The organism is Pantoea sp. B_9, from assembly GCF_008632015.1.
Classification (GTDB): domain Bacteria; phylum Pseudomonadota; class Gammaproteobacteria; order Enterobacterales; family Enterobacteriaceae; genus Pantoea; species Pantoea dispersa.
Genome location: NZ_VWVL01000004.1, coordinates 222,030 through 247,871 on the forward strand (window position 1 = coordinate 222,030; position 25,842 = coordinate 247,871).

Genomic DNA, 25,842 nt, shown 5'->3' on the forward strand with positions numbered 1-25,842 from the left:
GTGGCTGGTTTTTTTTTGCTTTACCCGCGTGAGACGATCTTTTTCAGATCCTGGGGCGATCGAATGCGTTTTTTACGATCCAGCAGACGCTGTGTGACCGGATCAAAATAGCGGCTGGGCCAGATCTCGGAAGGATGGACCTTCAGCGCCGTGGCGATCAGCCATTCACCTTTAGGCCAGGGGCGTGACAGCGCGTTGGCCAGCGTCGATGAACTGAGGCCAGATTGACGTGACAGGGCGGCCAGTGACGTACCGCGCTTGCGCAGGGCCGCAATGATATCTGCCGGATGCCAGTCTTCTCTCCTTGCATGCATAACTCTCTTCTCCATGTCCGTGTTAGTGCTCCATCTCTGCAGCGCTGTGGCTCTCCTGCGCAGAGATAACTGGAAAAATCCGGATTTTTATAGCAAATAATTTCCATATGTTTCCAGTAATTGTTTTGCCTGTGCACGAAACTGCGCAGTTTTTCGCAAAAATGCTGCAAGGGAATGTAATCAGACGGGCAGAGCAGGGGGAGAAATAAAAACGGGGCCGGACGGCCCCGTAGCAGATCAGAAATCGCGCTGCACCGACATGTGCGCCAGTGCTTCCAGCGCGCTGCGCCACGGCGTTTCTGGCAGTGCCTGAAGCGCGGCGATGGCTTTATCCGCCTCTTCTTCGGCGCGTTTGCGCGTCCATTCCAGCGAACCGGTTTGCTGCATTGCCGCCAGCACCGGCTCCAGCAGATGACGGCCATTACCTTCCTCGATCGCCTTGCGGATCATCTGCGCCTGCTCTGGCGTGCCGTTGTGCATGGCGTGCAGCAGCGGCAGCGTCGGCTTACCTTCGCTCAGATCGTCACCGGTATTTTTGCCCAGCGTCTCGCCGTCGGCGCTGTAATCCAGCAGATCGTCGATCAGCTGAAACGCCGTACCGAGATAGCGGCCATAATCCTGCAGCGCTTTCTCCTGCGCCGGCGTGGCCTCCGCGAGGATTGCCGAAGCCTGCGAAGCGGCTTCAAACAGGCGAGCGGTTTTGCTGTAGATCACCCGCATGTAGCTCTCTTCGGTGATATCCGGATCGTTGCAGTTCATCAGCTGCAACACTTCCCCTTCGGCGATCACGTTCACCGCTTCGGACATCAGTGCGAGGATCTTCAGCGATCCCATGCTGGTCATCATCTGGAAGGCGCGGGTATAGATAAAATCCCCGACCAGCACGCTCGCCGCATTGCCGAACGCGGCGTTAGCGGTGGCTTTGCCACGGCGCATATCGGATTCATCCACCACATCATCGTGCAGCAGCGTCGCCGTGTGGATAAATTCGATCAGCGCCGCATTGGTCACATGCAGCGATCCCTGATAATTCAGCGCGCGTGCTGACAGCACCGCGATCATCGGACGGATGCGTTTGCCTCCCCCGCTGATGATGTAATAGCCCAACTGGTTAATCAGTGAGACATCTGAATTCAGCTGGTCGAGGATGGTCTGGTTGACGGCCGCCATGTCCTGCGCGGTTAATTCGTTAATCTGTTCTAAGTTCATTCGTCTGTTCAGCTTTGACTCGTTTTCTGCATGGTAAGCGCTTTTACCCAGCGTGAGTTCAGGTAATCTGTTACTGATTGTACTTGAAAAATCGGGTTGAGAAACGTTTGCATTCGTCCTGCGCTTTTTTTCTGCAAGAGAGTGCAAAGTGCACTTGTCTTCTGCTGGAGTTTTGCGTAGAATTCGCGCCCTATTGTGAATATTTATCGCGCCGCCTGATGAACAGAAAGGCATGCGCAGAAGCGGAGTTTTATATGTACGCGGTTTTCCAAAGTGGTGGTAAACAACACCGAGTAAGCGAAGGTCAGACCGTTCGCCTGGAAAAGCTGGACATCGCAACCGGTGAAACCATCGAGTTCGACCAGGTTCTGATGATTGCAAATGGCGAAGACGTGAAAATCGGCGCGCCACTGGTTTCAGGCGGTGTGATCAAGGCAGAAGTTGTTGCTCACGGTCGTGGCGAGAAAATTAAAATCGTTAAGTTTCGTCGTCGTAAACACTACCGTAAGCAAGCTGGTCACCGTCAGTGGTTCACTGATGTGAAAATCACTGTGATCAGCGCGTAAGAGGAGATCTGACAAATGGCACATAAAAAGGCTGGTGGCTCGACTCGTAACGGTCGCGACTCCAATGCAAAACGTCTGGGTGTTAAGCGTTTCGGTGGTGAATCTGTTCTGGCAGGTAGCATCATCGTTCGTCAGCGTGGTACCAAATTCCACGCCGGTAACAACGTAGGTTGTGGTCGTGACCACACTCTGTTTGCTACCGCAGACGGCAAAGTTAAATTCGAAGTTAAAGGTCCTAACAACCGTAAATACATCAGCATCGTTGCTGAGTAAGGTTGTTGTGCCGCAGACGATTAACGTCTGAACACACGAATGGAAGGCCCCGCAGCTTTGCGGGGCTTTTTACATTCTGCCGCAGGTTACGGCAATCACGCTGACCTTGCGCCTCAGTTTGCTGTACACTTTATGTACACATGGCTTTGCCAATCCTGTATTATCCGCCGCCGGTCAGCGCAGAAGACCCTGGCGGACCCGTTTGTCGCCCGCAGCGTGGCGCAAACGACAGTGTGACGGAGATAAAAAATGAAGTTTGTTGATGAAGCGACGATCCTGGTGGTCGCGGGTGATGGTGGCAACGGTTGCGTCAGCTTCCGCCGCGAGAAGTACATTCCCAAAGGGGGACCGGACGGCGGTGACGGCGGTGACGGCGGCGATGTTTACCTGGTGGCGGATGAAAACCTCAACACCCTGATCGATTATCGTTTCGAAAAATCTTTCCGCGCCGAACGCGGCCAGAATGGCCAGAGCCGTGACTGTACCGGTAAACGCGGTAAAGACATCATTGTTAAAGTGCCGGTGGGTACGCGCGTGATCGATCAGGGCACGGGCGAAACGCTGGGCGACATGACGCGCCATGAGCAGAAGCTGATGGTGGCGAAAGGCGGCTGGCACGGTCTGGGCAACACCCGCTTCAAATCGTCCGTGAACCGTACGCCGCGTCAGAAAACCATGGGCACGCCGGGCGAGAAGCGCGACCTGCAGCTGGAACTGATGCTGCTGGCAGACGTGGGGATGCTGGGTCTGCCTAACGCCGGTAAATCGACCTTTATCCGCGCGGTATCGGCGGCGAAGCCAAAAGTGGCGGATTATCCGTTCACTACCTTAGTGCCAAGCCTCGGCGTGGTACGTATGGACAGCGAAAAGAGCTTCGTGGTCGCCGACATTCCCGGCCTGATTGAAGGCGCAGCAGAAGGCGCGGGCCTCGGCATTCGCTTCCTCAAGCATCTGGAGCGCTGCCGTGTGCTGCTGCACCTCATCGACATCGCGCCAATCGACGAATCCGATCCGGTAGAAAACGCCCGCATCATTCTCGGCGAGCTGGAGAAATACAGCGACAAGCTGTACCAGAAACCGCGCTGGCTGGTATTCAACAAAACCGACCTGCTGAGCCGTGAAGAGGCGGAAAGCCGCGCTAAAGCGATTGCCGAAGCGCTGGGCTGGGATGAGAAATACTATCTGATCTCCGCTGCCAGCCGTGATGGTGTCAATGAGCTGTGCTGGGATGTGATGAGCTTTATCATCGCGAATCCAAAAGAAGCGGAAGAAGAAGCGAAGCAGCCAGAGAAAGTGGCCTTCATGTGGGATGATTACCACCGTGAAGCGCTGGAAAATGCTCAGGAAGTGGAAGAAGACGAAGACTGGGATGACGACTGGGATGAAGACGACGACGAAGGCGTCGAGATCATTTATCAGCGTTGATGTCAGCGAAAAAAGCGGCCAGATGGCCGCTTTTTTTATTGCTGTTTAGCGCAGAGCATCAGGCCGCACAATCATTCCCTCTCCCCGTGGGAGAGGGCAGGGTGAGGGCATCAGGCCGCAGCGGAGCCAAACCTATCCCAGCACCGCCACCGTCAGCCGCGAACTGCAGCACAGCTGATCGCGACCATTGCGTATCTCAATCTGCCAGCTCTGATTGCGCGCCCCCAGATGCAGCGGACGACAAACACCGCGCACCTCGCCGCTGCTCACCGCCCGATGATGGCTGGCGCTCACCTCAATGCCCACCACGCTTTTACCTTCTTCCACGCTCAGGTAACCGGCAATGGAGCCCATCGACTCCGCCAGCACCACCGACGCGCCGCCGTGCAGCAGACCAAACGGCTGCTGCGTGCGGCTGTCTACCGGCATGGTGGCCTCCAGATAATCGTCACCGATGGCGGTAAACACGATGCCCAGATGCGCCACCAGCGAGTTATCGCCCAGCTGATTCAGCGTGGCAAGATCCACCGTACGTTTCCAGATTGCCATGCCTCAGGCTCCCAGCGTTGCGCCACCGTCCACCACAATATCCTGCAGCACCACGTGGCTGGCAAGATCCGAGGCCAAAAACAGGATGTTGTTCACGATCTCCTGCGGCTGGGCGATCTTACGCAGCGGGATCCCCAGTTTGTACTGATCCGGGAAACCGTTGATCATCTCCTGCTCGGCTTCCGGCGTATGCCACAGGCTGCGCTGCATATCGGTATCGGTTGATCCCGGTGAGACAATATTGCAGCGCACGCCATACGGTGCCATCTCAAGGCCAACCGTCTGGCACAGGCTGCGCAGCGCTGCTTTAGACGCGCCATAGGCTGACATGCCGAGGCGCGGGGCGTGCGCGGCGTTAGAGGCGATGGTGACAATCGCGCCAGCGCGCTGCTGGCGGAAGACCGGCAGCGTCTGCTGGAACAGGTTAAACGCGCCGCCGGCGTTGACGGCGAGACACGCCTGCCAGTCAGCAAACGACAGCGCATCGGTGCTGCCGATGCGCAGAATGCCCGCGCCGTTCACCAGGATATCCAGCCGCGGCTGGCTGGCCAGCAGTGACTGACAGCAGTCGCGCACCGCAGCGCTATCGGCGACGTCCAGCTGGCAGGTGGTAAACGGATAGTCATCCTGGCCAAAGTGCAAATCAAAACCGGTCACCTGCGCACCGGCCTGATGGAACGCCAGCGCGGTGTGGTAGCCGATGCCTTTACCGGCACCGGTCACCCAGACAATTTTTCCGCTGAAATCAAAACAGGCGCTCATTATGCTGGCACCCGTGACAGCAGCGCCCACCAGCCATCTATGCTGGGGTTTTTCGCCAGGCTGATGAAGTCGATATCGCTGTGCACCTGACGCCAGCGCGCCGCCAGCGCCATCACGCGCACTGAATCCAGCCCATAATCGATCAGGTTTTCATCATCTTCCGGCACGTCATCATCTTCCAGCAGCGGCAGAATCAGCGCGCGCAGCGCGTCCTTGCTCTGTGGCAGCGGCATCAGGTCGGCGGTCATCACCACTTTGCCACTGCGGCCTGCGGTGTAGGTCAGCGCCATCATATGCTCGTCGCGCGAGAAGTCGGCCAGCGCATCGGCCACCATAAACGGCTGGATGTTACGCATGAAGGCGTCGGTAGCGGTGGTCAGGCAGCCGATGTGGGCATACACGCCAGTAATGATCAGCTGATCGCGGCCCATCTCCTGCAGGATAGATTCCAGCGGCGAGCGCACGAACGCGCTGTAGCGCCATTTAGTCAGCACCTGATCGTCCTGATCCGGTGCCAGCGCGTCGACGATCTTCTGCTGATCCGGATGTTTGTTCAGCCCCGGTCCCCACATATCATTCAGCAGCGCGCGATCCTCATCGCTTTGCTGGTTGGGCTGGGCGGTATAGAACACCGGAATGCCCTGCGCTTTACAGTAAGCGCGCAGGCGGGCAATGTTCTCCACCACCTGATTCACTAGCGGGCTGTCTTCGCCCCAGAAGTTGAGGAAATAGGCCTGCATATCGTGAATCAGCAGCGCCGCGCGCTGCGGCTCCAGCGCCCATTGTACTTTGTTAGCCGGCAGCTCAGTGGCGGCGGGCAGCGCATAAGACGTCAGTTTTGGAATAGCCATTACAATCTCCGGAAAAAATCAGGCTTGCGTCTGCTCAGCAAGCTGTTGGCGTAAACGTTTTTTATCCACTTTGCCCACCGGGGTAAGCGGCAGGGCGTCGACGCAGGTAATGCGGTCGGGAAGTTTGAATTCGGCAATGCCCAGCTCGCGCAGATGGCGGCGCAGCGCGACCGGTTTCACCGGCTGGCGCGCCACAATGAAGGCACAGCTCTTTTCACCCATCAGCTCGTCATGCATGGACACCAGCGCGGCGTGGATCACATCCGGATGGCGCAGCAGCAGGTTTTCGATCTCTTCTGCGGCGATCTTCTCGCCACCACGGTTGATCTGATCCTTTTCGCGTCCCTGTACGGTGATGTAACCCTGAGCGTTGATCTCAATCAGATCGCCTGAGCAGTAAAAACCGTTGGCGTCGAAGCTGGCGGCATTGTGCTCCGGGCTGTTGTAGTAGCCCCGGAAGGTGTAAGGGCCGCGCGTCATCAGGCGACCCACCTGGCCTGGCGGTAGCGGATTGCCGTTCTCGTCGGCCACCCACACTTCGTCATCTTCCGAAATCGGACGCCCCTGGGTAGTCAGAATGGTTTGCTCGTCATCGCCGAAGCGCGTGTAGTTAACCAGCCCTTCCGCCATGCCAAACACCTGCTGCAGCTGGCAGCCGATTTCACGCTGAATGCGTGCGGCCAGCGTTTCGCCCAGTTTGGCTCCGCCCACCTGAATGCGCTGCAGCGAGGCCAGCGCTGAATTGCTGCCCCACTCCTGAATCGCCTGCAACCATAGGCTGACCGCCGGCGGCACCAGTCCGGTATCGGTCACCTGGTGCTGCTCAATCAGCGGGAAGCAGAGCGTGGCGCTGGGATCCGCGGCGAGAATCACCTGGCCACCGGCATAGAACACCCCGAGCGAACCGGGGGAACTCATGGCAAAGTTATGCGGCGCGGGCAGGGCGATCAGATAGCGCGTGTCGGCGTTGATGTGGCAAATCTCGTCGCTGGCGCGGATGCTGTAGTAATAGTCGTTGTGGGTGCGCGGAATCAGCTTCGGCGTCCCGGTGCTGCCGCCGGAGAGCTGGAAAAACGCCACTTCATCGGCGGCCGTCGGTGTCGCGACAAAATCGCCAGCCGCTTCATCCTGCAGCGACGCCAGCGTATTTTCCGCCTGCGCGTCGTTACGCAGGATCACCTGCTGCAGCGTGGGCTGCGCCTCGCACAGCGTGGCGATGAAGTCGTCGCTGGCAAACAGCGCGTGCTGGCGATCGGCGATCAGCAGTTTCGGTGCAATCTGCTGCGCATAGGCCAGCAGTTCAGTGCGCTGATGGCTGAACAGCGCGTACACCGGGACCACGCCCAGCTTAAACAGGGCAAACAGCGTAACGTAAAAGTCCGCCACGTTGCCGAGCTGCACCAGCGCCGTGTCACCGCGCTGTAAACCGCGTCGCTGCAGCGCCGCCGCCAGATTATCACTGCGCTGCGCCAGCTGGCGGTAGCTGAGCTGTAAAGGGCCGTCGATCACGGCGATAGCGTCGTTTTCGCGATGGCGGTCGATGATGTCGGTCAGCGGCACGTCGATCCAGTAGCCTTTTTCGCGGTAGCGCGCGGCCAGATGTGCTGGCCAGCGGCTGAAGGGAATGCTCATGCTTGTTCCTTTATTGCAGTCCAAAAGCGCGCAACATGGTGTCCAGCTTCACACCTGTTTCACGCCATTCTGATTCCGGTTGCGAGTCGGCGACGATGCCAGCGCCGGCAAACAGCCGCACGCGCGTGCCGTTTACCGTTCCGCAGCGGATGGTCACCACCCATTCGCCGTTGCCTTCGCTGTCGCACCAGCCGACGATGCCGCCAAACAGCTGGCGATCAAAGGGTTCGAGCTGCTGAATCAGCTGCTGCGCGCGGGCGTGCGGGAAGCCGCTCAGGGCAGGGGTTGGGTGCAGCAGCGCCGCCAGCGACAGCGCGTTTTCGCGCTCATCCTGCACTTCGCCATCGATTTGCGTCGCCAGATGCCACAGCGTGGCGGTGGTGATCAGCGACGGCACGGTAGGCACTGACAGCAGGCGGCTACGCGGCTGCAGCGTACTGCGCATCGCGTCGGTCACCAGCTGATGTTCGTGGCGATCTTTGGCTGACGCCATCAGGGTGTTACCTGCCGCGCGATCGGCGCTGACGTCGTCGTGATGGCGGCGCGCCGAGCCGGCCAGTGGGCAGGAGGAGAAATCGCGCCCCTGTTTGCGCAGCATCAGTTCCGGGCTGGCACCTACCAGCGCGCCTCCTTCCGCCAGCGGCAGATGGAAATGGTAGCTATTGGGATTTTGCGCGATCACGCGCTGCATCAGCGCGGCGGTATCCACCGGCTGCTCCGTGACGATATCCATCAGGCGCGACAGCACCACTTTGTCCGGATCGCCGCGCTGGATGGTGGCAACGGCGTCGGCCACCATGCGGGTAAACACCGCGTGGTCTGGCACTGCCGTCCGCCGCCGCACTGCCGGCAGATCGCTCTGCTGCGCCGGCAGCGCCTGTTGCAGGTCGGCGCGATTAAAGCTCTGCCAGGATTCGGGTATGAACAGGGACGCTGGCTGGCTGACGTCAAACGGAATCGCGCCCACCAGCAGCGGATTGGCGATCCCCTGCTTTTTCGCCGCGGCAAAGTGCTGGCGCAGCTGCTGTTGAAAGTCGCCCTGCAGCAGCGCGGCATCGCCCACCGGCGTGTTGATCGTGGTATAGCAGCCCTGGGTGGCCAGGCTGCGCCATGGCGAGGTGAAAAGGAAACCGCGGCACAGCGCGGAAAAATCCTTCAGCCAGGCATTTTCAAACGTGGAGCTTTCCACCATAATTTTCACCTATAAATGATAAGATTATTAAGAATGATTATCATTTTTATTATGGCTCTGTAACCTACGTCGAAAGGGGCAAAGAGTCAATCCATTCGCGGGATTTACCGTGCTGTCAGACGTAAGCGGCGGCTGACGCCGGGCCAGGCATTAAGCTAAAAGGTGGATCAAAACTTATGAATAAATGCGGTTTATGGGGCATGGCTGTCCTGTTGTTCATTTTCCAGTCGCTGTCAGGGACAGCGCGGGCCGACCAGGGCTGGCCGCGCAGCGTACAGGGCGCGACCGGAACGGTAACGCTTCACCAGGCACCGCAGCGCATTGTCTCCACCAGCGTCACGCTGACCGGCTCGCTGCTGGCGATTGAAGCGCCGGTCATCGCCTCAGGCGCGACCGCACCGAAAAGCCGCCTGGCCGACGATCAGGGCTTCTTCCGTCAGTGGGGCGAGGTGGCAAAGCAGCGCCACGTTAAGCGGCTGTACATTGGTGAGCCGAGCGCCGAGGCGATTGCGGCGCAAGCCCCGGATCTGATCATCGTCAGCGCCACCGGTAATGACTCCGCCCTGAAGCTGGTTAGTCAGCTGTCCGCCATTGCCCCCACGCTGGTGGTCAACTACGACGATAAGAGCTGGCAGGATGTGGTTACGCTGCTGGGGCAGGCCACCGGACATGAAGCACAGGCGGCGCAACGGGTTAAAGAGTTCGACGATCGCGAAGCGGCGCTGAAGCAGGCCATTACGCTGCCGCCGCAGCCGGTCTCCGCGATGGTATGGAACGGTGATGGCCGGGCGGTGAATCTGTGGACCGCCGCATCGGCGCAGGGCAAACTGCTGCTGCAGCTCGGTTTTACCCTGGCGCAGCCGCCGGCCGGCACGCAACAGGGGCACAGCATGGGCCAGCGCAAAGATATTATTCAGCTCTCGGGCGAGAATCTCGCCGCCAGCCTGACCGGCCACAGCTTCCTGCTGTTTGCCGGCGATGACAAAACCGCGCAGTCAGTGCTGAGCAACCCGTTCCTGGCACAAAACGCGGCGGTGCGCGATAAGCAGGTCTATGCGCTGGGTATCGACACCTTCCGCCTGGATTACTACAGCGCCAGCAATCTGCTGACGCGTCTGCATCAGCTGTTCGTCAAATCATGATGTTTGCTGCGCCAGCACCGGCGCGGGCGCCTGATAGCGCCGCAATCCTTTCATCACCAGCCACATCATGACGCCAAGCAGTGTCGCGGCACAGCCAAACGCCGCGGCAGCCTGCGCCGGTAACAGCCACGAACCGAGGGCACCAATCAGCGCGGCGCCGAGGGCATCGCCGCACACGTTCTGCGCCGTCCACAGGCTGTTGATGCGGCCCAGCAGATGATCCGGCGTCAGCAGCTGAATCATCGCGTATTGCACCAGGCTGTTGATAGCACTGAAATAGCCGAAGCCCGCCAGACACAGCAGCGCCAGCCACAGCGTCGGCATCAGGCTGAACAGGCCCAGGGCGACGAAACCGGCCACGGCACTGCCCAGCACCAGCCGCCCCGGGCGCGCCGCCTGTTTCAGCCTGCCGCTGGTAAATGCACCCACGGCGGCACCGAGCGGCACGGCAGCGTACAGCATACCGAGCTGGTCGGCGCTGACTGACCAGTGCGGTGCCAGCGCCGGGTACAGCACGCGGATGGCGCTGGCCAGCGTTACCAGCGCACCGGTCAGCGCCACCATGCCGACCAGCGGGCTGGCGAACAGGAATTGCACACCGGTTGCCAGCGCCCGCAGCGGGTGCTCGCGCGGCTGCGGAGGCGGGGGCAGCGCAGGCAGCTTCAGCAGCGTCAGCACCGTCAGCAGCGTGCCGAAGGCGGTCAGTCCGTAATTCCACAGCACGCCGCCGTGCGCGATCACCACACCCGCAATCGCCGGCGATAAAATCGAGCCGAAGCGCACCGTCAGCATGGTAATGGCACCGGCCTGCATGATGTTTTCGCGTCCCACCAGCGCTGGCGTAGCGGCCAGCAGCGCCGTGACGCCAATCGCGCCAAAAAAGCCGTCCCACAAGCCAAGCAGATAGACCGCCAGCAGCGAAGGCGCGGGCAGCGCGGCATTTATCGCCAGCGCGACAAAGCCCAGCCCGCAGGTGGTGCGGGCAAACAGGATCAACTTCTTACGCTCATAGCGATCGGCCAGCACGCCGCCGGTCAGCAGGCCAGTAAACATGCCGGCAGCGGACAGTGTGACGGCGAGGCCCACCAGCAGCGGTGAATGGGTCATCTGCTGGATCTGCACCGGCACGGCAACGGCCAGCATGCCGAGCGCCACAATCGAGATAAAACGCGCAATAAAAACCGCGCGAAACGCCGCGTGGGTTTTCAGCAGTGAGAGATCGATAAAGTGAGAGGGTTTGTTCATTGTTTCGCCTTTTTGCACCAATTTTCCTCATCATCCGCGAGGCGACTCATGGTAACATAGGCAAACGCGAGTAATAACGATAACAAATATCATTATCACATTACGTTGCACTGCAACGACGTCGAACAGTGAAGGTTTAGAACGCTATGCGCCAGATCCGTGCATTAGCAGGCTCAGGGATTCTGCTTTTGCTCCTCATGGCGCTCAGTCTGATGCTGGGTGCCAAATCAATACCGCTTTCCGATGTGTATCACGCTCTCACCGCCTCCTGCTCCAGCGCGGAGTGCATCATTGTGCGCGATGCGCGCCTGCCGCGCACGCTGGCCGGTCTGCTGGCGGGCGTGGCGCTGGGGCTGGCTGGCGCGCTGATGCAGAGCCTGACGCGTAATCCGCTGGCCGAGCCGGGCATTCTGGGCGTGAACGCCGGGGCCGGTTTTGCCATCGTGCTCGGCATCGCGCTGCTGGGGGCGGACTCCCCGCTGCAGTGGCTGACGCTGGCCTTCAGCGGCGCACTGCTGGCGGCGCTGCTGATGACGGTGATTGGTGCGATGGGCGGCGGGCGCGTCAATCCGGTGCGTCTGACGCTGGCAGGCGTGGCGCTGGCGGCGGTGCTGGAGGGCTTAACCTCCGGCCTGTCGCTGCTCAATCCGGACATTTACGATCACCTGCGCTTCTGGCAGAGCGGCTCGCTGGATATCCGCTATTTCAGCGTGTTGCGCACCCTGAGCCCGGCGGTGCTGGCCGGTGCGGCGCTGGCGCTGGGGCTGGCGCAATCGCTGAACAGCCTGAGCATGGGCGGCGATATGGCGGCGGCGCTGGGCACGCGCGTGGTGCGCACTCAACTGCTGGGCCTGCTGGCGATTGCCTTACTGAGCGGCGCGGCGACCGCCGCCGTCGGACCGATCGCTTTTATCGGCCTGATGACACCGCATTTTGCCCGCTGGCTGGTGGGCAACGATCACCGCTGGCTGCTGCCGGCGACGGCGCTGATCACCCCGGCGCTGCTGCTGGCGGCGGATATTCTGGGGCGGATGATGGTGGCAGGCGAACTGCGTGTCTCAATTGTGACCGCCATCCTTGGCGCGCCGATGCTGATTTTGCTGGTACGGCGCCAGCGCGGGCGAGGTGGACTATGACGCGGCGTGCCGGGTTGCATGGCGGCTGGCTGCTATTAGCGTGTGCGCTGCTGACGTGGCTGGCGCTGACGCGCGGTGCGCTGCCGATTACGGCGGAGCAGGTGTGGCAGGCGCTGCGCGGGCAGGGGGCCGCTAATGTGCAGCTGATTGTGGTGGAGTGGCGGCTGCCGCGCGTGCTGATGGCGCTGCTGATCGGTGCGGCGCTGGGTGTCAGCGGGGCGATTTTTCAGTCGCTGCTGCGTAACCCGCTCGGCAGCCCGGATATTCTTGGCTTCAATACCGGCGCTTATAGCGGTGTGCTGGTGGCGCTGGTGCTGTTCAATCAAAGTATTACCGCGATGACCGGGGCCGCGCTGATCGGCGGTATCGCGACGGCTGCGCTGGTTTATCTGTTTGCCTGGCGCAACGGGGTGGACACGTTTCGCTTAATCATCGTGGGCATCAGCGTGCGCGCGCTACTGATGGCGCTCAATGCCTGGCTGATTATCAGCGCTTCGCTGGAGTCGGCGCTCAGCGCCGGGCTGTGGAGCGCCGGCTCGCTCAACGGCATCACCTGGGCGAAAACGCCGCCTGTGGTGACGGTGCTGCTGCTGTCACTGCTGCTGGTGGTGCTGTTAACGCGCCGCATGCGTCTGCTGGAGATGGGCGACGACACCGCCTGCGCGCTCGGCGTGCCGGTGGAGCGCAGCCGCCTGTGGCTGATGCTGCTGGGCGTGCTGCTGACCGCGGCGTCCACCGCGCTGGCGGGGCCGATCTCGTTCGTGGCGCTGCTGGCACCGCAGATTGCGCGCCGGCTGAGCGGCGGGGAAAAAGGCGCATTATGGCTGGCGGCGCTGTGCGGCGCGCTGCTGTTGTGCGCCGCCGATTATGCCGCGCAGCATCTGTTCCTGCCTTATCAACTGCCGGTTGGCGTGATTACCGTCAGCCTGGGCGGACTCTATCTGATTGCGTTACTGGTGCGGGAGGCGCGACGCCAATGATCGATATTCCTTCACGGCTGCATGGCGAAGGCCTGACGCTGGGTTATGACAAAAAGGTAGTGGCGGAAAATCTGTCGGTGGCGATTCCGCAAGGGGAGCTGACCGTGATTATCGGCCCTAACGCCTGCGGTAAATCCACCCTGCTGCGTACCCTCAGCCGCCTGCAGGCACCGCTGAAAGGTGACGTACTGCTGGACGGCGAGGCGATTGCACGTTATCCGACCAAAGAAGTGGCGCGCCGTCTTGGCCTGCTGCCGCAGAGTTCAAACGCCCCGGCGGGCATCAGCGTGAGCGAGCTGGTGGCGCGCGGACGTTATCCGCATCAGTCACTGTTTGGCCGCTGGCGCGCGGAGGATGAAGCGGCGGTGCAGCAGGCGATGCTGGCCACCGGCGTGGCGGACCTGGCGCAACAGGCGGTCGATACCCTGTCCGGCGGGCAGCGTCAGCGCGTATGGATCGCCATGGTACTGGCGCAGCAGACGCCACTGCTGCTGCTGGATGAGCCCACCACCTGGCTGGATATAACCCACCAGATTGAGCTGCTTGAGCTGATGCAGACGCTCAATCAACAGCATGGCCGCACGCTGGTGGTGGTGCTGCACGACCTTAATCATGCCTGCCGCTACGCCACCCATCTGATCGCCATGCGTCACGGGAAGATCATTGCCGAGGGCAAGCCTGGCGAGATTGTGACGCCAGCACTAATTGAGCAGGTATACGGGTTACGCTGTGTGATTGTTGAGGATCCGGTGGCGCATACGCCAATGATTGTGCCGCTGGGGCGCGGGCGCTAAGGCGGAGAAGGGGCTGTGATGTAAACGTTTTCTGCCATACGTTTCCCTCTCCCGCCGGGAGAGGGTGAGGACAAAACCGCTACGCCAGCAACTGCTGCAACAGCGGCCCGATCTGCTCAAACATGCGAGGCGAGATAATCTCGACGTGGGCGCAATCCATCGGCCACACCGTCAGCTCACCGACATAGGGGGCCCAGGCGCGGCGCGCATCCTGGCCTGGCTGCTGCGTCTGTTCGGCGAGGAACAGCGTAGCGCGGCCGCCGAAGCGTGCGCTGCGCGCCGTGGCCAGCAGACGCACCGAGCTGGCGTAGTTGGCTTCGATGGTATCGAACATGGCCTGCATCTCTTCACCGGCCTGATGGCGCTGCGCGACGATAAACTGTTCGCGCTCGCGATTCACCTCCTCCAGCACCGCCGGATCCAACACATTCTCGCCGCGCTTCTCATCCCAGTTTTGCGTTTCCGGCGGCCAGGTGTCGAGCAGGCCAAGGAAGGCGACCTCTTCACCCGCCGCTTCCAGCCGGGCAGCAATGCCCTGCGCCAGCGTACCGCCCAGCGAGTAGCCGAGGAAATAGTAGGGTCCGTGCGGTTGTACCTCTCGCAGCGTATACAAATGCGCTTCACAGACCTCATCGAGGTGCGCGCTCTGGTTCAGTGGTCCCTGCGTGTCTGGCGACTGAATGCCGACCAGTGACCAGCGTGGGTCAAGGTAACGCTGCAGCACGCTGAACTGCCAGGCGAAGCCGGACGCCGGGTGGAAGCAGAACAGCGTCGGTCCGCTGCCTTTACGCAGCGGCAGCACCGCTTCAAAGCCCGCCTGCTGATGGGATTGTCCATCGCTCAGCAGCGCCGCCAGTTTTTCCACCGTCGGGGCGATCATGATCTGCCCGACCGAGACCGGCAGCTGGAGCTCGCGGCGCAGCTGCGCAGCAAGGCGCATCGCCAGCAGCGAATGGCCACCGAGCGCAAAGAAATCATCCTGCGCACCGATCGTGTCGCAGGCCAGCAGGCGGCAGAACGCTGCGGCCAGCGTGCTCTCTAAACCGGGCAGTGGCGCGCGCCCCTGGCGCTGCGTGGTGCTCTGCGGCAGCGGCAGCGCTTTGCGATCCAGTTTGCCGTTGCTGCTGAGCGGCAGCGCCTCCAGCTGGACGATGGCCACCGGCACCATGTGTGCCGGTAGCTGCTGTGCCAGCGCCTGACGCAGCGCATCGCCATCCACCGGCTGAGGCGCCACCACGTAGCCCACCAGCTGACGCGCATCGCCCTGTGCCGCCGCACTGCCCAGCACCACCGCATGCGTCACCGCCTGCTCAATGCCGGGCTGGGCGCACAGCGCATGATCGATCTCGTTCAGCTCAATGCGCTGACCGCGGATCTTCAGCTGGTCATCGCTGCGTCCGAGATACTCCACCGCACCGTTGTCCAGCCAGCGCGCTACGTCGCCGGTCAGGTACATGCGCTCGCCAGCGGCGTACGGGTCGGCGATAAAGCGGCTGGCGGTCAGCTCCGGCCGGTTGAGATAGCCGTGCGCCAGCTGAATGCCGGTAAGATAGAGATCGCCGGCCACGCCCGGCGGCACCGGCTGCATTTGCGCATCAAGAATGCGCAGGCCGGTGTTCCACACCGGGAAGCCGATCGGTACGCTCGGGCCATCGACGGCTGCCAGCGCCGCGCCATACGCCGGATACCAGCTGACATCAACGGCCGCTTCGGTCGGCCCATACAGATTGTGCAGCGGCACGCGGGTCAATGTTTCCCAGCTGCGCGACAGATCGGTGGGCAATGCTTCACCGCTGCAGAACACGTTGCGCAGGCTGGCGCAGCACGCTATCGCGGCCGGGTGGTCGAGCGCCGCGACAAAGGCCGCCAGCATCGAGGGTACGAAATGCGTGGTGGTGACTTTGTAGCGGGCAAACAGTTGCTGTAAGGCTTCCGGATCGCGGTGTGCATCCGGCGGCGCCATCACCAGCTGCGCGCCGACCAGCAGCGGCCAGAAGAACTCCCACACCGAGACATCAAAGCTGCTCGGTGTTTTCTGCAGCACCACGTCATCCGCCTGCAGCGGATAACGATCCTGCATCCACAGCAGGCGATTAACGATCGCCTGATGGCCGACCAGCACGCCTTTCGGCCGGCCGGTAGAGCCGGAGGTATAGATGATGTACGCGCCATCCTGCGGCGTCGGCGCGCTGGCCGGTGCCGGTGCATGTTCGGCATTGTACAGGGTGTCAAAGTGCAGCTGACTGACCGGCGCGATGGCGCGGAAGCGGGCACTGAGCGCGGCAGCGGTAATCAGCGTTTTGGGCGCGGCGTCTTCCAGCATCAGCTGGAGCCGCTCGTCCGGATAGCCGGTATCCAGCGGCAGATAAGCGGCCCCGAGCGTCACAATCGCCTGCAGCGCCAGCGACAACTGCACCGAACGCGGCAGCGCCACGGCGACGATATCACCCCGCTGCACGCCAGCCGCACTGAGATCGGCCGCCAGCGCGAATACCTGCTGCTGCATCTGGCGATAGTTCAGCTGGTGCTGCGCATCGGCCAGCGCCGGTGCGTCCGGGGTGCGCTGCGCCTGCTGCGCCAGCAGCGACGCCAGGGTTTCCGCTGGCAGCGGATGGGCGGTCTGATTGATGGCCGCAATCTGCTGCTGCTCCGCTGGCGTCAGCAGATCGAGCTCGCCCAGCGCGCGCTGCGGCTGCGCGGCCAGCTGGCTGAGCAGCAGGGCAAAGCGGCTGGCATGGCGCTGCAGCGTCTCGGCAGCATAGCGCTGCGCGTTCGCCAGCAGCTCCAGCGTCAGATCGCCGTGCTCGCTGAGGTAAATCGCGATTTCCAGGTCGCGCACCGGGCCGGAGGCCAGCTGATGCGTGATGCCTTCAATGCCGGCGAAATCGAGCTGGTAGTCAAACATCTTCAGGTTGATCACCGGGCCATACAGCGGATCGCTATCGCCGAGGCGGCCGAGATCGCGCTGCACCTGTTCAGCATCGTAGCGCTGATGACGGCGCATTTTTTTCACTTCCGCGGCCAACTGAGCGGCGAGATCGCTGAGCGTTTGTCCCGGCTGGTAATGCACCGCCATCGGCAGCACGTTGATCACCGGACCGGTGGCGCACAGCGCGGCGGAGCCGATGCGGCGCATGAAGATGAAGCCGGCAGCAAAATCATTTTGGCCGGTGAGACGAGCCAGCCACAGCGCCACCAGCGCAAAGGCCAGATCGGCGGCGCTGTGCTGTGGATGCTGGCTGGTCAGCGTCTGGAAGCGGTGACGATCCAGCGTAACGCTGTGACGTAGCAGATCGGTGCTGGCGCTCTGACCGGCCAGCGGCAGCGGCGACAGCGAGGCGGGCGCGGGCAGGGCGCGGCCTTTTTCGCGCCAGAATTCGCCGTCACGGGTGTAAAACGCCGATTGCTGATAGCGCTGATACTCGTCAACCACGGCGCTGAACGGAATAAACGGTGTCGGCTCAGGCGGCTGCTGCTGTACGGCGGCGCTGTACAGATTGGCGATGCGGCGCGTCAGCGCGGTAAAGCTGAAGCCATCCACCACCAGATGGTGATAGCGCTGATACCAGAACCAGTGCTGCTCGCCGAGGCGGAACAGACGATGGTGCCACAGCGGTGCGCCACTCAGCACACGCAGGTCACCCCGCATATCGGCACGCATCAGGGCGCGCGCGGCGGCAGCGGCATCCGCTTCGCCGCGCAGATCAACAATGTCTGGCAGGCTGAAGGTCTGCGGCTGCGGCCACTGTAGCGGCTCGCCGTCGATTTCGCCGAACGCCATATTCAGGGTATCGGCTTCCTGCATGCCGTCGACGATGGCCTGCGCCAGCAGCGCACTGTTGATGTCGCCGCGCAGTTCGACAAAGTGCGCGACCGCGAAGGCGTTGTGATGGCGGCTGAGCTGGTCGGCGATCCAGATGCCAGGCTGCGCCGCCACCAGCGGCAGAGTTTGTTGGTCAATCATAGTGTCGTTCATCAGAGAATTTACTGTCGCTCCGGTTCACGTCTGGCGTGATGAATGAATTTGGATTGCGCCACAAAGCTTGCAGACCGTCGAGCAGGCCACCGCGCCAGCACAGCGCGTCATGCCCGCCCTCTACCGGCTGGTAATGCACCTGATAGCCGGCAGCGGTAAGTTGTTGTTGTAATTGTTGATTGGCTTGCAGAATCAGGCCTTCACGCTGGCCTGCCTCCAGCCAGAAACGCAGCGGCTGGCGAGGTGCCAGGCCATGGTCCAGCGCCTGCAACAGCCAGCCATGCGGGTTACCGCGCTCCGGCCACCAGAAGGAGCCGGACAGGCTGAGCGCGTTACCAAAGGTGTGGGGAAAGTGCAGCGCGGCAAACACCGCGGCCAGACCGCCGAAGCTTTGCCCGGCAACCAGCGTGCGCGCCGGCTGCGCATCGTACGGCATCCAGCGTGCCACCTGCGGCAACAGCTCCTGCTGCACCGCCTGCCAGAATTGCGGATTGCATGGCAGCTCGCGGCTGCGGTGTTCGCGATCGATGATGTCGATAAACAGGTAGACCGCCGGCGGCAGCTTGCCCGCGGCGGTCAGCTGCTGCAGTGGGCCGGCGATCGGCATCTGCTGCGCCCAGAACTGACCATCGAGCAGTATCGCCAGCGGACGCGGGCCGTGCTGCGCCTCGCCTGTGGCGTATAGCCACACCCGGCGACGATTGCCGAGCAGCGCGCTGTTCCACTGCTGCTCCTGCAGCGTCAGCGTCGGGGCGCGGCCCTCATCCACCGCACGCCACACCTGCTGGTCGGGCGCGTCAGGCAGGTGCAGCGGTGACACGCCCATGCCGCGTCCGCCGGACCAGCTGCGCAGCGGATTGAGCGCATCGGCCTGCGCGGCAGGGAATTTTTCGCGCCACCAGTGGCGCAGCGCATGCATGTCAGGCTCGCCGCTGAAATCGCTGGCCTGCCGATCCGGCATCAGGCAGTAGCTGCCGCGCCAGTGTGACGGCAGCACGGTTTGCCAGTACCAGACATCGCTACTGGCGACGCGCATCAGCGATTGCGGCGGGCGCCGCTGGTGGTGATCGGTCACGCCGGTGATGTTGATCCACACGCGCTGGGTGTGGGAGGTGGTTTCACTGCCTTGCGGATCGCGCCAGAAGAAGGTCACCAGACAGGTGCCATCCTGCTGCGGCTCAATGCGCGGAATGCCCTGAGTCTGTTGCTCCTGCCACCAGGCTTCGCTACCAATTCCATCATTTCGCCAGGTCATAGGGGCTGCCAGTCGCCGTCTGTACGGGGAGGTTTACATAGGATTGATAAATAATACTATTGATAATTATTTGCATTTGCAATAGGGTGACTGCGCTCAAAATGAGCACGCACGTTCCGTCTGGCACCCGGTAAGTCATGGGATTCAGCAAAGGATGGCCCTGCCAGGTGTGAACGGCTGCGCGATAAAGACAGGGATCTTCTCACCGGCTCGCCAGTCACTCCGCTGTGGCGCAGAACTGGCCTTCCAGGAATGAAAAAAATGAAGCATTACTCGCGGTTAACCTTCGCTATTTTGATCGAACTGGGGCTCAGCGCCTCACTGCTTTCCGGCAGCGCCTGGGCAGCAGAGACTTCCAGCAAGACGACTTCCAGCAACGCCTCTTCTCCCGACGCCAGCGCAATGGACGGTGGCACCTTAATGGTGACGGCCCAGCAGCAGACGCTGCAGGCACCGGGGGTGTCCACCATCACCGCCGATGAGATCAAAAAGCATCCGCCGGCGCGCGATGTTTCAGAAATTATCCGTACCATGCCGGGGGTTAACCTGACCGGTAACTCGACCAGCGGCCAGCGCGGCAACAACCGTCAGATCGATATTCGCGGCATGGGACCGGAAAATACCCTGATTATGGTGGACGGCATGCCGATCACCAGCCGTAACTCAGTGCGTCTCGGCTGGCGCGGTGAGCGTGATACGCGCGGCGATACCAACTGGGTGCCGCCGGAGATGATTGATCACATCGACGTGATTCGCGGGCCGGCCGCGGTGCGCTACGGTAACGGTGCGGCGGGCGGTGTAGTGAACATCATCACCAAAAAGTACAGCGATCAGCAGTGGCACGGTTCGTGGAATACCTACTTCAACGCGCCGGAACACAAATCGGAAGGGGCGACCAAACGCACCAACTTCAGCCTTGAAGGGCCGCTGGGCGACGACTTCAACTTCCGGCTGTATGGCGGTTTAGCCAAAACCCAGGCCGACGCGTACGACATCAATGAAGGGCACGCGGCAGCGCGCACCGGCAGCTATGCCGGCAGCTACCCGGCAGGCCGCGAAGGCTCGGTAAACAAAGACATCAATGCGTTGCTGAGCTGGGCGTTTGCCCCCATGCAGACGCTGGAGCTGCAGGCCGGTTACAGTCGTCAGGGCAACCTGTACGCGGGCGATACGCAGAACACCAACACTAACGCGCTGGTGAAGAGCCTGTACGGCGATGAAACCAACCGTCTGTATCGCCAGAATATTTCACTGAAATGGACCGGCGCGTGGGATAACGGCATCAGCACCAGCAGCTGGGCGCGCTACGAAAAAACCCGCAATACGCGCATTAATGAAGGTCTGGCGGGCGGCACGGAAGGGATTTTCTCCAACAGCGGGTTCAATACCATTCAGCTGGACGATGTGCTGCTGCACAGTGAAATCAGCCTGCCGTTTGAGCTGGGCGTCAATCAGACCGCGACGCTGGGCACCGAGTGGAACCAGCAGCGCATGAAAGATCCTTCGTCGACCACCCAGGCTGCCAGCAACGGCGCTGTGCCAGGCATCGCCAGCACCGGCCGCAGTCCTTATGCCCAGGCGGAGATTTTCTCCCTGTTTGCCGAAGACAACATGGAGCTGACCGACAGCACCATGCTGACGCCGGCGCTGCGCTTCGATCATCACTCCATCGTTGGCAACAACTGGAGCCCGTCGCTTAACCTGTCACAGGGGCTGGGTGATGACTTCACGCTGAAGATGGGGATTGGCCGGGCCTACAAAGCGCCGAGTCTGTACCAGACGAACCCGAACTACCTGCTGTACAGCAACGGCCAGGGCTGCGCCGCCAGCACCGGCGCCTGCTATTTGCAGGGTAATCCGGATCTGAAAGCGGAAAACAGCATCAATAAAGAAGTTGGGCTGGAGTGGAAGCATGAAGGTTATCAGGCCGGTCTGACCTGGTTCCGTAACGACTACCGCAACAAGATTGAAGCCGGCTATGCGCCTTCAGGTAAAGCCTCTAACGGCACCACGGATATCTATCGCTGGGAGAACGTGCCGAAAGCAGTGGTGGAAGGGCTGGAAGGTACGGTCAATGTTCCTTTCTCTGACAGCGTGATGTGGAATAACAACTTTACCTACATGCTGCAGAGCAAGAACAAGGAGACCGGCGATCGCCTGTCGATCATTCCGGAGTATACGCTGAACTCGACACTGAGCTGGCAGGCAACGCAGGATCTGTCGCTGCAAACCACCCTGACGTGGTACGGCACCCAGACACCGAAGAAGTATGACTACAAAGGACAGCCGGTGACCGGCAGCGCCACCGACAAAGTGAGCCCGTACTCGATTGTCGGCATGAGCGGTACTTACGATATCAATAAGTATGCCAGCGTGACGCTGGGCATCGATAACCTGTTCGATAAGCGCCACTTCCGTGAGGGCAATGCGCAAACCACCGGTAATGCTACCACCGGCGCTTATCTCTACGGTGCCGGTGCCAATACCTATAACGAATCAGGCCGTACTTACTATATGAGCCTCAACACCCACTTCTGATGGCGTTCAGCCAATCAGTTGCGTTGGCAAACAGCAGCGGGCGACCAGTCCGCTGCTGTCTTCGCGGTTGACCAGTTCCAGCCTGCCGCGATGCATCTGCACAATACGCAGCACAATGTTCAGGCCCAGGCCGCTGCCGCCATAGCGTTGATCGCGCCGCCGGAACGCCTGCGTCAGCTCTTCTGCCGCATCGGCATCAATACCCGGCCCCTGATCCCACACTTCAACCCAGACCTGCTGTTGCACCTGACGCAGCTTCACCTGCACGCTGCTGCCTTCCGGACTGTAGCGCGATGCGTTCTCCAGCAAATTGCGCAGCATCAGGCGCAGCAGCACCGCTTCACCCTGCTGCGGCACATCGTCGCCGTCTGGCCAGTGCAGCGTCTGCTGACGCTGGGCATACAGTTCAGCCATCTCCGGCATTAGCGGCTGCATGATGTCACGCTGCCACTGCAGCTGCTGATAGTGGCCGCCCGCCAGCGCCTGACCGGCGCGCGACAGCATCAGCAGCTGTTCGACGGTGTGCATCAGCTGGTCGATACGCTCAATCAGCATGGCGCTTTGCGGCACCTGCTGCTGATGCAGAAGCTCAAGATGCAGGCGCAGCCCGGCCAGCGGCGTACGCAGCTCGTGCGCGGCGTCGGCGGTGAATAATCGCTCCTGCTGCAGCGTGTGGTCGAGACGGGAAAACAGCTGGTTGATGGAGGAGGTGACCGCAACGATCTCATCCATCTCGGAGTAAATCGGCAGCGGCGTCAGGTTGTCGGCAGAGCGGTGGGCAAGGCTGTCCTGTAGCGATTTGAGCGGACGGATAATCCAGTTGATGGCCCAGAACGACAGCAGTAGCGTCAGGCTTACCATCACCAGCGAAGGCAGCAACAGCGAAGCGATGGCCTCACGGATCTCATTCTCCACGCGATCGTTACGCGCCTGGGCCGACAGGGTTTCGTTGACGAGGAAACTGATCTGTTCGCGGCTTTCGTGCCACAGCCAGATGGCGCTCATCACCTGGCAGGTGAGGAGAATCAGCGCCAGCATAATCAGTAACCGCTGACGCATGCTGTTCATTCGCGCAGTTCCAGCCGGTAGCCAACGCCGCGCACGGTTTTGATGCGATCTTTCCCCAGCTTGCGGCGCAGATTATGAATGTGAACTTCTAAGGTGTTGGAGCCGGGATCGTCGTTCCAGCTGTAGAGATCCTGCTGCAGCGTTTCGCGATGCACATTTTGCCCCACGCGCATCAGCAGGCGGGTGAGCAGGGCGAACTCTTTGGGGGTGATCTCCAGCGGCAGATTCTCCAGCAGCACCTGCTGCGAGCTGAGATTGAGCGTCAGATCGCCCTGCTGCAGCAGGTTGTCGCTGTGCCCCTGATAACGGCGGATCAGCGCGCGCACCCGCGCCTGCAGTTCTGCCAGCGCAAACGGCTTGACCAGGTAATCATCGGCACCGGCGTCCAGCCCGTCGACGCGATCCTCCAGCGCATCGCGCGCGGTCAGGATCAGCACCGGCACCGCGATGCCGTCGCGCCGCCACTGGCGCAGCAGCGTGGCGCCATCGCGATCCGGCAGGCCGAGATCCAGCACGATCAGGCTGTACTGGCTGCTGCGCAGCAGGGCGTTGCTTTCCGCCGCGCTGCCAGCGCAATCCACGGCGTAGCCCTCGCTGCTCAGCGCCTGCGCCAGGCCCGATTGTAACAACGCATCATCTTCAACGATCAACAGTTTCATTAGTTGTTCTTGTTAATGTCGGTATAGAGCCGGCTCTCAAAGCGCACCAGCGGAATCCGCCGCGTTTTCTGGTCTTCCGGCGGTACCGCATAGCCAGAGAGGAACTGGACAAAGGCCACGCGCGCACCGCTCGACGTGGTGATGAACCCAGCCAGATTATAGACGCCCTGCAGCGAACCGGTTTTTGCCGACACTTTGCCATCCAGCCCCGCTTCGTGCAGACCGCCGCGATACTGCAGCGTGCCGTCATAACCCGCCAGCGGCAGCATCGAAATATAATTCAGCGTGGCGTCATTTTTGGCGATGAACTGCAGCACCTGCATCATAGTATCCGGCGCGATCAGGTCGTGACGCGACAGGCCGGATCCATCCACCTGAATGCTGTTGCCGAGGTCGACGCCGGCTTTTTCGCGCAGCACACGCCTGACCGCATCCGAACCGGCGCGGAAGGTGCCCGGCACGTTAAAATAGTGATGGCCAATGGTGCGGAACACGGTATCGGCGATCATGTTGTCTGACTTTTTCAGCATGGTGTGCAGCAGGTTGTGCAGCGGTGCGGACTGCGTCGAGGCCAGCACCGTACCCGGTGACGTCACCTGCGTCTGGCGCACTAAATGGCCGCTGTAATCAATATCGGCGTCGCGCAGCTGCGCTTTAAGCATCTCGCCGGCCCACGCGGCGCCATCCTGCACGGCAAACGCCAGGGGCAGCGGTTCCGCACGCTGGCGCATACAGCCGGTCAGCGTGTAGCGATTGAGCTCGCCGGGCACCACGTCGAGCTCGCAATACTGCCCGTCACCGCTGTTGCGTCCGATTGTGCGCACCTGACTGAACATGTGCGCCGGATAGTAAGAGGCGATGCGCACAAAGGCGTTTTCGCCGGGCGTATTGGCACTGTAGAGCGAAACCGAGAAGCAGTTTTTATCAACAATCGCCGCACCTGGCGGGGCGCTGAAGCACTGTGTCAGATCGTTCCACGGCCAGCCTGGCGCCATATCGTGACTGGCGAACACCGAGGTGTCGATCACCAGATTGCCTTTGATATGGTTGATGCCCTGTTTTTTCAGCGCCGCCACCATATTGCGCAGATCCTGGCGGCTGAGCGTCGGATCGCCGGCAAAGCGCGCCACCAGGTCGCCGTTTAAGGTGCCATCGCTGACCGCGCCTTTGGTCTCCAGCGTGGTCTGAAAACGGAAGTCCGGGCCCAGCTCCAGCAGTGCCGCCAGCGCGGTGATCACTTTCATGGTACTGGCCGGCAACGCCATCTGTTTGCCGTGATAGTCGATTATCGGGGTGGATGCGCCCACTTTTTGTACCATCAGCGCCAGGTTTGCGCCGTCTGGCAAATACTGCATGTATTCTTCAACGGGTGCTGCTTGTGCCTGCAGCATAAACGCACAGGTTAATCCGGTAACAAGTCGTGAAAATCGCATAATCTCGCGGTAACTGACGGGTGAAGGCGTCAATACTATGTCCCCGGACGGTGCAAAGTAAACAATGACCCACAGGGAACTCTGGGGTAAAATACGTATCAAAATGCAAAACCGATACCTGACCCGGAAAGCTTTCCGGGTCAGGATTCTTTTGCTTGTGAAAAGAGGTTACGCGCCGCAGAAGCCGATCTTCTGCTGTCACCGGTCAGGATGACGCCGTTAACCAGGATAGATGACGAGGAGCCAAAATGAATCAGATTCCGATGACGTTGAAAGGCGCTGAGAAGCTGCGTGAAGAGCTGAACGAACTGAAAACCGTTAAGCGTCCGCGCATCATCGCCTCTATCGCCGAAGCCCGTGAGCACGGCGATCTGAAAGAGAATGCCGAATACCACGCCGCGCGCGAAGAACAGGGGTTCTGCGAAGGGCGTATTCAGGAGATCGAAGCCAAGCTCTCCAATGCACAGGTGATTGACGTGACCGCCATGCCGAAAACCGGCCGCGTGATTTTTGGCGCCACCGTCACCGTGCTGAATGTCGATACCGATGAAGAGTTTACTTACCGGATTGTCGGCGACGACGAAGCGGACTTTAAACAGAACCTGATTTCCGTGAATTCGCCGATGGCGCGCGGTCTGGTGGGCAAAGAGGCCGATGACGTGGCTATTGTCAAAACCCCAGGCGGCGATGTGGAATATGAAGTGCTGAAAGTGGAATACATCTAAGATATTGCTACGCTTTGAAATGCGCAGCTGCATATTGTAAAGAAAGGAAAAAGGCCGCGCTGCGGCCTTTTATCCCATGCAGGAGCATGGCACTTTCTCTGCCCGTCGGACGAGCCGT

22 protein-coding genes are annotated in these 25,842 nt (G+C 61.1%); 9 read left to right on the plus strand and 13 right to left on the minus strand.

Annotated elements, in window-relative coordinates:
- Positions 1–20 precede the first annotated feature (20 nt).
- Positions 21–314: a helix-turn-helix transcriptional regulator gene (locus F3I21_RS14125; protein WP_021507730.1), complete on the minus strand. Its 294-nt coding sequence runs from the start codon at positions 312–314 to the stop codon at positions 21–23.
- Positions 315–551: 237 nt separating this feature from the next.
- Positions 552–1,523 (minus strand): octaprenyl diphosphate synthase, encoded by a 972-nt coding sequence (gene ispB, locus F3I21_RS14130; RefSeq protein ID WP_021507729.1) that lies wholly within the window; start codon positions 1,521–1,523, stop codon positions 552–554.
- Positions 1,524–1,777: 254 nt separating this feature from the next.
- Between ispB and rplU the strand changes: the two genes are divergently transcribed.
- The 3 genes from rplU to cgtA all read left to right on the plus strand — a co-directional run bounded on the left by rplU (position 1,778) and on the right by cgtA (position 3,787).
- Positions 1,778–2,089, plus strand: coding sequence for a 50S ribosomal protein L21 (rplU, locus tag F3I21_RS14135; RefSeq protein WP_021507728.1), 312 nt, complete (start codon positions 1,778–1,780; stop codon positions 2,087–2,089).
- Between the two features lie 15 nt (positions 2,090–2,104).
- Positions 2,105–2,362, plus strand: coding sequence for a 50S ribosomal protein L27 (gene rpmA / locus F3I21_RS14140; protein ID WP_006121751.1), 258 nt, complete (start codon positions 2,105–2,107; stop codon positions 2,360–2,362).
- A 249-nt stretch (positions 2,363–2,611) separates the two neighbouring features.
- Positions 2,612–3,787, plus strand: a complete 1,176-nt coding sequence (gene cgtA, locus F3I21_RS14145; protein ID WP_058770695.1) for an Obg family GTPase CgtA — start codon at positions 2,612–2,614, stop codon at positions 3,785–3,787.
- A 132-nt stretch (positions 3,788–3,919) separates the two neighbouring features.
- On the opposite strand, the gene F3I21_RS14150 is transcribed toward cgtA, so the two are convergent.
- From F3I21_RS14150 to F3I21_RS14170, 5 genes are read right to left on the minus strand one after another with little or no spacing between them, the layout of a single operon-like run.
- On the minus strand, positions 3,920–4,336 hold the full coding sequence (locus F3I21_RS14150) for a hotdog fold thioesterase (RefSeq protein ID WP_021507726.1): 417 nt from the start codon (positions 4,334–4,336) through the stop codon (positions 3,920–3,922).
- Between the two features lie 3 nt (positions 4,337–4,339).
- Positions 4,340–5,098 carry a 2,3-dihydro-2,3-dihydroxybenzoate dehydrogenase gene (gene dhbA / locus F3I21_RS14155; protein ID WP_150059179.1) on the minus strand — a complete coding sequence of 253 codons (759 nt, stop codon included), beginning with the start codon at positions 5,096–5,098 and terminating at the stop codon, positions 4,340–4,342.
- Positions 5,098–5,949: an isochorismatase family protein gene (locus F3I21_RS14160; protein ID WP_088516019.1), complete on the minus strand. Its 852-nt coding sequence runs from the start codon at positions 5,947–5,949 to the stop codon at positions 5,098–5,100. Before F3I21_RS14160 ends, dhbA begins: the two co-directional genes overlap by 1 nt.
- A gap of 18 nt (positions 5,950–5,967) precedes the next feature.
- A complete protein-coding gene (locus F3I21_RS14165) occupies positions 5,968–7,581 on the minus strand; it encodes a (2,3-dihydroxybenzoyl)adenylate synthase (protein ID WP_058770692.1) in 1,614 nt (537 codons plus the stop codon).
- A 10-nt stretch (positions 7,582–7,591) separates the two neighbouring features.
- Entirely contained in the window at positions 7,592–8,770 is a 1,179-nt protein-coding gene (locus F3I21_RS14170; RefSeq protein ID WP_370515556.1) for an isochorismate synthase, read from the minus strand.
- Between the two features lie 179 nt (positions 8,771–8,949).
- Here F3I21_RS14170 and fepB point away from each other — a divergent pair, with 179 nt between their 5' ends.
- The gene (gene fepB, locus F3I21_RS14175; protein WP_150059180.1) at positions 8,950–9,915 is read left to right on the plus strand and encodes a Fe2+-enterobactin ABC transporter substrate-binding protein; all 966 of its coding nucleotides are present in this window, start codon (positions 8,950–8,952) and stop codon (positions 9,913–9,915) included.
- Here the strand turns inward: fepB and entS are convergent.
- Positions 9,910–11,160: an enterobactin transporter EntS gene (gene entS / locus F3I21_RS14180; RefSeq protein WP_150059181.1), complete on the minus strand. Its 1,251-nt coding sequence runs from the start codon at positions 11,158–11,160 to the stop codon at positions 9,910–9,912. The genes fepB and entS overlap by 6 nt on opposite strands.
- Before the next feature lie 146 nt (positions 11,161–11,306).
- On the opposite strand from entS, the gene fepD reads away from it, so the two are divergent.
- The 3 genes from fepD to F3I21_RS14195 are packed head-to-tail and all read left to right on the plus strand — an operon-like array spanning position 11,307 to position 14,070.
- Complete coding sequence (gene fepD, locus F3I21_RS14185) at positions 11,307–12,296, plus strand: Fe(3+)-siderophore ABC transporter permease (RefSeq protein WP_136547985.1); 990 nt, start codon at positions 11,307–11,309, stop codon at positions 12,294–12,296.
- Positions 12,293–13,276, plus strand: a complete 984-nt coding sequence (gene fepG / locus F3I21_RS14190) for an iron-enterobactin ABC transporter permease (protein ID WP_150059182.1) — start codon at positions 12,293–12,295, stop codon at positions 13,274–13,276. Before fepD ends, fepG begins: the two co-directional genes overlap by 4 nt.
- On the plus strand, positions 13,273–14,070 hold the full coding sequence (locus F3I21_RS14195; RefSeq protein WP_148099269.1) for an ATP-binding cassette domain-containing protein: 798 nt from the start codon (positions 13,273–13,275) through the stop codon (positions 14,068–14,070). The genes fepG and F3I21_RS14195 overlap by 4 nt, the downstream gene beginning before the upstream one ends.
- Before the next feature lie 79 nt (positions 14,071–14,149).
- Here F3I21_RS14195 and F3I21_RS14200 read toward each other — a convergent pair whose 3' ends face one another.
- Positions 14,150–18,034: an enterobactin synthase subunit F gene (locus F3I21_RS14200; protein ID WP_223815700.1), complete on the minus strand. Its 3,885-nt coding sequence runs from the start codon at positions 18,032–18,034 to the stop codon at positions 14,150–14,152.
- The gene (fes, locus tag F3I21_RS14205; protein ID WP_150059184.1) at positions 18,027–19,301 is read right to left on the minus strand and encodes an enterochelin esterase; all 1,275 of its coding nucleotides are present in this window, start codon (positions 19,299–19,301) and stop codon (positions 18,027–18,029) included. The genes F3I21_RS14200 and fes overlap by 8 nt, the downstream gene beginning before the upstream one ends.
- A 261-nt stretch (positions 19,302–19,562) precedes the next feature.
- Between fes and F3I21_RS14210 the strand changes: the two genes are divergently transcribed.
- Positions 19,563–21,839, plus strand: a complete 2,277-nt coding sequence (locus tag F3I21_RS14210; protein WP_150059185.1) for a TonB-dependent siderophore receptor — start codon at positions 19,563–19,565, stop codon at positions 21,837–21,839.
- Positions 21,840–21,845: 6 nt separating this feature from the next.
- Here the strand turns inward: F3I21_RS14210 and pmrB are convergent, their stop codons facing one another.
- From pmrB to dacB, 3 genes are read right to left on the minus strand one after another with little or no spacing between them, the layout of a single operon-like run.
- Positions 21,846–22,907 (minus strand): two-component system sensor histidine kinase PmrB, encoded by a 1,062-nt coding sequence (pmrB, locus tag F3I21_RS14215; protein ID WP_021507712.1) that lies wholly within the window; start codon positions 22,905–22,907, stop codon positions 21,846–21,848.
- On the minus strand, positions 22,904–23,566 hold the full coding sequence (pmrA, locus tag F3I21_RS14220; RefSeq protein ID WP_021507711.1) for a two-component system response regulator PmrA: 663 nt from the start codon (positions 23,564–23,566) through the stop codon (positions 22,904–22,906). Before pmrA ends, pmrB begins: the two co-directional genes overlap by 4 nt.
- Positions 23,566–24,999 carry a serine-type D-Ala-D-Ala carboxypeptidase gene (gene dacB / locus F3I21_RS14225; RefSeq protein ID WP_150059186.1) on the minus strand — a complete coding sequence of 478 codons (1,434 nt, stop codon included), beginning with the start codon at positions 24,997–24,999 and terminating at the stop codon, positions 23,566–23,568. Before dacB ends, pmrA begins: the two co-directional genes overlap by 1 nt.
- Positions 25,000–25,247: 248 nt before the next feature.
- On the opposite strand from dacB, the gene greA reads away from it, so the two are divergent.
- Positions 25,248–25,724 (plus strand): transcription elongation factor GreA, encoded by a 477-nt coding sequence (gene greA / locus F3I21_RS14230; protein WP_021507709.1) that lies wholly within the window; start codon positions 25,248–25,250, stop codon positions 25,722–25,724.
- Positions 25,725–25,842: the final 118 nt, after the last annotated feature.